Source organism: Sulfurivirga sp., assembly GCF_015490265.1.
In the GTDB taxonomy this organism is placed as follows: Bacteria; Pseudomonadota; Gammaproteobacteria; order Thiomicrospirales; family Thiomicrospiraceae; genus Sulfurivirga.
The window spans coordinates 1-8522 of the sequence record NZ_WFYD01000102.1; the positions used below are offsets into that span (position 1 = coordinate 1).

15 protein-coding genes are annotated in these 8522 nt (G+C 62.9%); 13 read left to right on the forward strand and 2 right to left on the reverse strand.

The window, feature by feature from the left end:
• On the reverse strand, nucleotides 1-415 hold a 415-nt coding region (locus F8K16_RS06825; protein WP_294948559.1), incomplete at its 3' end, for a helix-turn-helix domain-containing protein.
• Nucleotides 360-671, reverse strand: a complete 312-nt coding sequence (locus F8K16_RS06830; RefSeq protein WP_294948561.1) for a BrnT family toxin — start codon at nucleotides 669-671, stop codon at nucleotides 360-362. The genes F8K16_RS06825 and F8K16_RS06830, both read right to left, overlap by 56 nt.
• 117 nt (nucleotides 672-788) lie before the next feature.
• Here F8K16_RS06830 and gpW point away from each other — a divergent pair, with 117 nt between their 5' ends.
• The 13 genes from gpW to F8K16_RS06890 form a co-directional block, all read left to right on the forward strand.
• Nucleotides 789-1022, forward strand: coding sequence for a gpW family head-tail joining protein (gpW, locus tag F8K16_RS06835; RefSeq protein WP_294948563.1), 234 nt, complete (start codon nucleotides 789-791; stop codon nucleotides 1020-1022).
• Nucleotides 1022-2470, forward strand: coding sequence for a phage portal protein (locus F8K16_RS06840; RefSeq protein ID WP_294948565.1), 1449 nt, complete (start codon nucleotides 1022-1024; stop codon nucleotides 2468-2470). Before gpW ends, F8K16_RS06840 begins: the two co-directional genes overlap by 1 nt.
• Entirely contained in the window at nucleotides 2467-2796 is a 330-nt protein-coding gene (locus F8K16_RS06845; protein ID WP_294948567.1) for a hypothetical protein, read from the forward strand. Before F8K16_RS06840 ends, F8K16_RS06845 begins: the two co-directional genes overlap by 4 nt.
• Before the next feature lies 1 nt (nucleotide 2797).
• The gene (locus F8K16_RS06850) at nucleotides 2798-3187 is read left to right on the forward strand and encodes a D-Ala-D-Ala carboxypeptidase family metallohydrolase (RefSeq protein WP_294948570.1); all 390 of its coding nucleotides are present in this window, start codon (nucleotides 2798-2800) and stop codon (nucleotides 3185-3187) included.
• Complete coding sequence (locus F8K16_RS06855) at nucleotides 3187-3402, forward strand: hypothetical protein (RefSeq protein ID WP_294948573.1); 216 nt, start codon at nucleotides 3187-3189, stop codon at nucleotides 3400-3402. The genes F8K16_RS06850 and F8K16_RS06855 overlap by 1 nt, the downstream gene beginning before the upstream one ends.
• Nucleotides 3402-3806 carry a hypothetical protein gene (locus tag F8K16_RS06860; protein WP_294948575.1) on the forward strand — a complete coding sequence of 135 codons (405 nt, stop codon included), beginning with the start codon at nucleotides 3402-3404 and terminating at the stop codon, nucleotides 3804-3806. The genes F8K16_RS06855 and F8K16_RS06860 overlap by 1 nt, the downstream gene beginning before the upstream one ends.
• Nucleotides 3733-3930, forward strand: a complete 198-nt coding sequence (locus F8K16_RS09275) for a hypothetical protein (protein ID WP_367122854.1) — start codon at nucleotides 3733-3735, stop codon at nucleotides 3928-3930. The genes F8K16_RS06860 and F8K16_RS09275 overlap by 74 nt, the downstream gene beginning before the upstream one ends.
• Nucleotides 3931-4001: 71 nt before the next feature.
• Nucleotides 4002-5273, forward strand: a complete 1272-nt coding sequence (locus F8K16_RS06865; RefSeq protein WP_294948578.1) for a S49 family peptidase — start codon at nucleotides 4002-4004, stop codon at nucleotides 5271-5273.
• Complete coding sequence (locus F8K16_RS06870; protein ID WP_294948590.1) at nucleotides 5273-5614, forward strand: head decoration protein; 342 nt, start codon at nucleotides 5273-5275, stop codon at nucleotides 5612-5614. Before F8K16_RS06865 ends, F8K16_RS06870 begins: the two co-directional genes overlap by 1 nt.
• Before the next feature lie 12 nt (nucleotides 5615-5626).
• Entirely contained in the window at nucleotides 5627-6607 is a 981-nt protein-coding gene (locus tag F8K16_RS06875) for a major capsid protein (RefSeq protein ID WP_294948580.1), read from the forward strand.
• 59 nt (nucleotides 6608-6666) lie between these two features.
• Complete coding sequence (locus F8K16_RS06880) at nucleotides 6667-7008, forward strand: hypothetical protein (RefSeq protein ID WP_294948583.1); 342 nt, start codon at nucleotides 6667-6669, stop codon at nucleotides 7006-7008.
• Entirely contained in the window at nucleotides 6999-7595 is a 597-nt protein-coding gene (locus F8K16_RS06885; protein WP_294948585.1) for a hypothetical protein, read from the forward strand. The genes F8K16_RS06880 and F8K16_RS06885 overlap by 10 nt, the downstream gene beginning before the upstream one ends.
• A 296-nt stretch (nucleotides 7596-7891) precedes the next feature.
• A partial coding sequence (locus F8K16_RS06890) for an integrase arm-type DNA-binding domain-containing protein (RefSeq protein WP_294948587.1) occupies nucleotides 7892-8522 on the forward strand: 631 nt, incomplete at its 3' end.

Sequence of the window (8522 nt, forward strand, 5' to 3'; positions counted from 1 at the left end):
CCATGGAGACGATCTTACGCTTGCTGTCGTTGACATTGGCCGCAGGCGCACCGCGCGGGGCCACCTCCACCAGGCTCAGCACGCCCTCATACTGCTCGATCACGGCAGTGGCTTCCGGTGCCTTGTCCAGCACACGCAGCAGCGCCTGTGCCGCGCCGGTGGGCACGCGTTTTCCCTGCTCCCAGTTGCGCACGGTCTCCACGGATACATGAATGCGGCGGGCGAATTCCCGCTGGCTCAGCCCCAGTTTCCTGCGCACACGCCGGGCGTAGCGGGCCGCATCCTGCATGGCTTCCCGCTCATCTTCCGCCATATGGCGGGCAATGTCCGCTTCCGTTGTGGCATCGACCTTGCGGGTGTCAATGTGCCCCACCGGCTGCCCCGGTTGAATGCGAACGCGCACAGTCTTTCCCATAGCGTCTGATCTCCCGTCTGTTGGCTTTTCTGGCTGAAATGATGCGGATGGCCCTTCCGCGAGGTGTGTAGATGACGACAAACAGCCGCTGCTCGATACACCCTATTACCCTGAAACGGCGCTCGCCATATTCAAAACGGGTGTCTTCCTCAATCAGACGCTCAGGATCGAAAAACACCTGAGCGGCATAAGCAAAGTCGAAACCACGCTCATTCAGGCAGCGCAGGCTCTTGTCCTCATCCCATTCGAACTCCATATCCCCATCTTACCATATTGTAGTTCACTGAACCAGTCACATCCTCATGACACCCGCCCACAGGCTTTCTGCCTTCCTGACCGGTAGGCTGTGCGCATCAACCATGCGGACGACACCATGACGGCAGACGAACTGCGGCAACAGCTTTCCGCTCTTGAGGCAGCCAGACTGAAGCTGCTCACCGGCGAGCGGGTGGTGGAGGTGAGATTCGGCGACACCACGGTGCAGTATGCGCAGGCCACCATGCGCCAGCTGGACAGTGCCATTGCGCAGGTGAAGGAGCAGCTGGGACGGCTGACCGGCGCCCGGCGGCGCATGGTGTGGCCTGCCCGGTTCCGGAGGGGCTACTGATGCGCATGGTCAGACTGAATGTGCGCCCGCAGCTGGTGGGCCCGGACGGGCTGCCCATCCGGGCAGGTCTGTATGACGCGGCCAGCACCGGGCGCAGGCTGTCCGACTTTCCGGCCACCGCTTCCGGCCCCAATGCCCATGTGCTGGGCGAGCTGGACATTCTGCGCCACCGCGCCCGCCACCTGCTGCGCAATAACCCGTGGATCAGAAATGGCATTCAGGCCGATGTGGCCAATGAGATCGGCACCGGCATCCGCCCCCGGCCCGCAACAGACGATGAGGCCATCAATGATGAACTGCTGAGTCTCTGGCGCGAATGGCAGTATGAAGCCGACGCCGACAGCATTCACGGCTTCTATGCATTGCAGGCGCTGATCGCCCGCGCCCGGCGGGAAAGCGGAGAAGTCTTCATCCGCATCCGCCGCCGCAGGCCGGAAGATGGGCTGACCGTGCCGGTGCAGATACAGGTGCTGGAGGCGGACTACTGCCCGCTGACGCTGAATCAGACCCTTAAAAACGGCAACCGCATTATCTCCGGCATTGAATTCAACAAACTGGGCCGTCGGGTCGCCTACTGGCTCTACCGGGTGCATCCGCTGGATGCGTCCTTCACCCAGCAGGTGGCGGACAATCCGGTGCGGGTGCCTGCCGAACAGGTGATTCACCACTTCATCCCCTCTCGCCCCGGACAGATACGCGGGGAACCGGTGATGCTGTCTGCCATGACCCGCGCCTGGCATTTTGACGCCTATGACGATGCCGAGCTGGAGCGCAAGAAGCAGCGGGCAGCCTATACGGGCGTGATTACCCGCCCGCAGCCGGAGTATGTGGAGGAATCCGACTGGCTGTTTGACCCGCTGACCGGCGAGCCGCTGAAAGAGGATGCCACGCCGGTGATGGAAACCCAGCCCGGTTCCTTCGCCACGCTCATGCCCGGTGAGAACATTGAGCTGTTTCCCGGCGACCAGACCGGGCAGGGCTATACCGACTTCGTGCGCCAGCAGCTTCTGGGCATCGCGGCAGGGCTCGGCGTGCCCTATGAGCTGGTCACCGGCGACTACAAGGAGATCAACGACCGCATCTGGCGCAGCCTGATCAATCAGTATCGCCGCCGCATTGAGCAGGAGCAGCAGGTGTTCATCCGGCAGGTGTGCCGTCCCGTCTGGCACGCATTCGTTGATGCGGCGGTGCTGGCGGGGGCGGTGGAGATGCCCGGCTACGCCCGGGCACCCGCCCGCTGGCGCAGGGCTGAGTGGCGCACCCAGGCCTGGCCGCACATTCACCCGTTGCAGGATGTGCAGGCGATGGTGGCCACCATCGAGGCCGGGCTGGACTCCCGCCAGAGCGTGGTGGCCGGCCGTGGCCGGGATGTGGAGCAGGTCGATGCCGAGCGTGCGGCGGACGCCCGCCGGGAGAAGGAACTGGGACTGGATGGAGGTGACCGGTGAGTCAGGGAGGTTACCCGGATGATGTCTATCAGCGCTTGAAGAAGCTGGAAGAGAGCCAGTTGCGGCAGGAAATGATGCTGGGCCGTATCGAGCAGGATCTGGATGCGGTCAATCAGAACCTGAAGGTGCTGACGGAAATTCAGATGGAACAGGTGCGCAGCCGTGAGGAGGCGCGGGCCCAGTTTGAGAAGGTGCTGGCCTCCGCCAACCGCGCCCATCAGCGCATTGACCGGGTGGAGGCCAACCTGACCCGTGCGGTGTGGATCGTGCTGACGGTGGTGATCGGCGGTGTGATTGCGGGCCGGGCCTTTGTGGCAGGGGGGTGACATGAGCAGAAGAGTTGACCACAGCACGCACTTTTCCCGGAGTGAGCTGCAATGCCATTGCGGCTGTGGGCGGTGTTACATGGATGCTGCCTTTATGGCCCGTCTGGAACGGCTCAGGCAGGCCTTTGGTAAGCCCATGCGGCTGTCCAGCGCCTACAGATGTCCGGACTACAACGCGCGGGTCAGCCATACGGGACTGACCGGCCCCCACACCACGGGCCGCGCGGTGGATGTATTGATCAGCGGCGAGGAGGCCTACCGGCTGGTGCAGCTCGCGCTTGAATATGGATTCACCGGCATCGGCATTGCGCAGCGCGGCCCCTATGAGCGCCGCTTCATCCATCTGGACGATCTGGAGGGAGACCTTCGCCCTCGTGTGTGGAGCTACTGATGCGCCGCTGGCTTATTGCCGCCCGGCTCATTGACCGCTTCCGCCTGATCCCCCGGCTGGCCGTGGGTGGCTATGCGGTGGCCATGTGGGATGTGGTGCAGTGGTACATGGCCCAGCCTGATCCGACCGGCAACCAGACGGCGTTCGTCTCTACGGTGGTGGGGGCGGCGGCAGCCTTTTTCGGCTTCTATGTCAACAGCGGAGGGCGGCGGTAATGATGATTCGAGCAATGGTCTGTACCGGGGTGGTGTTCTCTCTGCTGTTCTGGGCGCTGTTGGAGAAGAGTCAGCATGCCGAAGCGACCGCTATGCTGGAAAGGGAGCGCGCGGCATGGGAGCGGGCACGTATTGAGGCTCATCGCAAGGCCGTTGCCGCGCTGGAACAGATGCAGGTCAATTACGAGCGTCGCCTGCGCCAGCAGGCCAGGGCACGGGCTGCAATCGAGCAGGAACGGGCTCGCGTCATCATGCAAATCGAGGAGGGGAAGGACAATGGGCCGGAAGACTATCGCCGCTGGGCTCGCCAGCCTCTGCCTGCCGTGGTTATTGACCGGCTGCGCCAGCTGCCCGAAGAGCGCGCCGCCGCAGGTCATCACCGCCTGCCCGACACCACACATTGAACCCACACCCTATCCGGTGCTCACTGGAACCGACAATGCCGCACTGCTGCGGCTGATTGCCGACTATGAGGCAGCCTTGCGCAAGTGCAATGCTGACAAGGCGGCGGCCAACGGATCTCCATGATGACACCCACCCACAGGCGCACATCCTGCGCCTGTGCCATCCTGCTCCCGAACATTGCAGGGAGCTGTTCCATGTCCAATTCTAAACCCTTCGAGGCGCTGGCGCGGCTGTTCCGCCGCAGACGCGGGGGCGACTTTGTGGAGCTTTTGCACAGCCGGGCACTCAATACCCCGCTTGCGGTGCATGCGGATGTGGGGGCGGCCATTGTGGCAGGCTGGCTGCGGCCTGAGTCGGTGGCCGCACTGGGCGGGGAAGCCGAGGAAGACAGCGCCGGCATCCTCACCCGCATCGAGCGGGAAGAGGGGGGTGCCATTGCGGTGCTGGACATTTCCGGCCCGCTGGTCAGCCGCCCGACCGGGTTCTGTTCGCCCCTGAGCTACGGGGAAATCCGCGAGGCCTTTGATGCTGCGCTGAACGATGCGTCGGTCGGCCACATTGTGCTGCGCATCGACTCGCCCGGTGGTGAGGTGGCGGGGCTGTTCGATCTGGCAGATCACATCTTTGAGGCCCGTGAGCAGAAGCTGATTACCGCCGTGGTGGATGACATGGCCGCCTCCGCTGCCTATGCCATTGCCTCCAGCGCAAGCCAGGTTCTGGTCAGCCGCACCGGTGTGGTGGGCAGTGTGGGGGTGGTCAGCTACCACATTGACCAGTCCGGCCTGAATGAGCGCATGGGCGTGAAGGTGGAATACATCTATGCCGGTGAGCACAAGGTGGACGGCAATCCACACCAGCCCCTGTCCGATGAGGCGCGCACGCGTTTTCAGGCGGAGGTGGACGATCTGTATGAGATGTTCGTCGCCCTTGTGGCCCGCAACCGCAATCTGGATGCGGAGGCCGTGCGTGCCACTGAAGCGGCCACCTTCCGGGGCGTGAAGGCCATCAGCACCGGCTTTGCCGATGCAATTGTGCCCTTTGCGGAGGCCATGGACATCTTCATGCGCGGCGGGCCGGAGTCGAAACCTGCGGCCCCGGCTCCGGCTGCTGATGCCGGGTATCTTGAGGTGGCAGCGCAGGATGATGACACCCGCCCACAGGTGCAGGATGCGCCCGCCGTGGAAGATGGCACCCAGGCTGAGCCGGAAGCCGATCCGCAGGATCAGGCCCGTTATGCAGCCACTGTCCGGGCGCTTTGCACCGCCGCAGGCGTGCCGGAGGCGGCGGAAGACTTCATTGCCGCCGGGGTGGAGGTGGAGCAGGTGCGCGCCGACCTGATGGAGCTGGTGGCCACCGACGGGCCGGAGATCCAGTCCGCCCGTTCCAGCGATCTGGTGGCTGCGGAGGATGTTCCGCGGATCGACCCGGCAGTGATTTACAGCAAGCGTAATGGAGGGCTGATGTGATGATTGAGGAAGGCAAGCGCCCCGGCGAGTTCCTGATCAGTGAAGGGGAGGGGGCCATCTCCCGCGACAGTGTGACGCTGAAAAAGCGTGCGGCGCTGTATGAGGCGGGCACGATTCTGGGTCGGGAGAGCTCCACCGGTCTGTTCAAGGCGTTTGATCCGGCGGCAACAGACGGTACGCAGACTGCCGTCGGCGTGCTGCTGGACAATGTGGATGCGTCTGCCGCCAACCGTCAGGCGGTGGCCATCACCCGGCTGGCGGAGGTGGACGGCAGCCTGCTGGTGGGCGATGTGGCGGCGGCGAAGGATGATCTGGCGGCCAGCCATGTGATCGTGCGATAAGGAGGGAAGAAGATGTCCATGCTTGATCTGACCAACCATTTCACTCTGACGAAGCTGACCGCCAGCATCAACGAGCTGCCCTACAAGCCGGGCCGTATCGGTGAGCTGGGGCTGTTTCAGGAGGATGGCATCACCACCACCACTGCCGTGATCGAGCAGTATGAGGGCGTGCTGAGCCTGGTGGAGGTGGCCCCGCGCGGTGCGCCTGCGGCCAATGTCAACGACAGCAAGCGTAAGATCGTCTCCATGGCGGTGCCGCATATTCCGCAGCGGGCCACCATCCTGGCCGCCGAAGTGCAGAATGTGCGCGCCTTCGGCACCGAAAACCAGCTGGAAGGGCTGGAGCAGGTGATCAGCCGCCGCCTGTCCATCATGAAGCGCAATCTGGAGTACACCATCGAGTCCCACCGGCTGTCCGCCATCATGGGCAAGTACTATGACGCGGCGGGCAATCAGGTGAGCCTGTATTCCACCTTCGGCGTCAGCCAGAAGACGGTGAACTTCGCCCTGGCCACCGACACCACCGAGGTGACCGGCAAGATTCAGCAGGTGCTGGATGAGATTGAGAATGCGCTGGGCGGGCTGGCCTATGACGGCATCACCGTTATCTGCTCCCCGCAGTTCTACGATGCGCTGATCGTGCATCCGAAGGTGAAGGAGGCGTATCTCAACTATTCCGCCGCCGCCCAGCTGCGTGGTGAGGCGATTCTGACCGAGTTCGTCTTCAACGGCGTGCGCTTCATCCGCTACCGCGGCACCACCGATGTCAAGGTGCCGGACGGACAGGCCTATGCCTTCCCGACCGGTGTGGCGGAGCTGTTCATCACCCGCTATGCACCGGCGGACTATGTGGAGACGGTCAATACCGTAGGCCTGCCCTACTACGCCAAGATGGAGCCGATGGACTTCAACAAGGGCTATCAGCTGGAAGCCCAGTCCAACCCGCTCAACATCTGCACCCGCCCGCGGGCGGTGATCAAGCTGACGGCCTGACCGGCCTGACCGGAAGCCATGTGGCCCGCCCCGTGCGGGCCTTTTTGTAAGGAGGGCACATGAGCATCGCAATCATCCGCCAGCGGGCCACCGACCACGCCTTCGCCCATCTGGGCGAACCTGTGGAAACCGTCACCGGCCCGGTTCAGGTCATTGTCCAGCGCCATGACAGGCCGGATGTGCTGTTCAAGGGCGGCAGACGGGCCGTGGATGCAGGCCTGCAGTATCTGATCATCCATGTGCGCGAGCAGGACGCAGACAGCATCACCGGCACCGTGCGCATCGATGGGCGCGACTGGCAGCCGGTCGAGCGTACCCGCCATGCCGTGCAGCCGGGTGTCGTCCAGATTGAACTGGCCCCTGTTGATGGCCATGGCGAGGAGGGCGGACAGTGGCTGTAAGACCCGGCATGCGGCTGGACTTCGACCTGTATTCCGACCATGATGTGGCGGAAAAGGTCGCAGCCATTCAGTCATTCGGCCCGCAGGCTTCAAAGGCGGTGATCCGGGCCGTCAACCGGGCCGTGCGCAAAACCGCCCGCTGGCTCAAAGGCAAACTCTCCCGTGCGGTTTACGAGCAACTGAGCCTCAAGCGCGTGGGCCTGCTGGCCCAGACAAAGCGTATCACCGTCAAACAGCGCAAGGGCGGGCAGGCGTGGTTGTGGATCGGCACCTCCAACATGCCCGCCCACTACTTCCGCAATCCGCGCTGGCAGCGCAGATGGAAGGGTGGGGCCAGGTTCACCGCCAAGGGCCAGCGCCAGCAGGTGGCCGGTTCCTTCATTGCCCGCTATGGGGATGAGAAACAGGCCGTGCTCGTTCGCAGCACAGACAAGGCCTATCCCATCAAGTTCGTGCCGGTGGAAGTGCATGAGGACATGGAAGAGATCATCCAGCGCCTCATCCCCCAGGCACGGGAGCAGTTCGTCCGCATCGCCCGGCAGGAGCTGAACTACGAACTGATGAAGCTTCGTGTGGTGAGCGGGTAGAATCGCTCTTGTTGGTCTTGGAGAGCACATGGAAGTAAACGGCATAACGCGGGTAATGTTGCGGTTAACATTTGTCCATGCATTTTCATGTATTTGATATTTAAGTTGATTTGCGTCCGGCCCCGGCCTCCAATCTCCCCCTGATATTGCATCATAAGCTCTCACAATCACCACAAATCAAAGTCTTACGGCTTTCCTTTCTTTCCATACCTTATCATTCTCTCCGTTGCATCACGATCAGGTGCGGGTAATATTGCGGGTAACGAAATCGCAATGTGGCGTATGCGGGTAACGCTATGCTGTCTGCCGTAAAGTTGAAGTCTCTGAAGCCGAAAGACCGGGTTTATCGGGTACTGGACTCGGATGGCCTGCGTATCGAGGTGCGCCCCAGTGGCAAGAAGTTCTGGCGCTACCGGTATCGGTGGCAGGGTCGGGATACGATGCTGAGTCTGGGTGAGTATCCGGCGGTGTCGCTGGCGCAGGCGAGGCAGATGCGGGATGAGGCGAAGGCGTTGCTAGCCCGTGGGGTTAACCCGGCAGATGCGCTGTTCCGGCAGGATGTGACTGCTGAGGCTGAGCCGGATGTGATGCTGTTCAGGGATGTGTGGCGTGCCTGGTTTGAACACGCGCGGGATCAGTGGACGGGGGACTATGAGCGGGATGTGCAGGCGCGCTGTGAGAAGCATCTGCTTCCGGTGATCGGTGGAATGCCGGTGAATGAGATCCGGGCAGCTGACCTGCTGAAGGTGTTCAGGCGGATGGAGGCGCAGGGCAGCATCAATACGATGCACAAGGTGCGCAGTTATGCGAGCCGGGCGTTCCGGTTTGGGGTCGGCATGGGGTGGTGCGAGCGTGACCCGGTGCAGGATCTGCCGATGGATGTGCTCAAGCCGGACAGGGGCAGGCGGATGGCGTTCGTGCGTGATC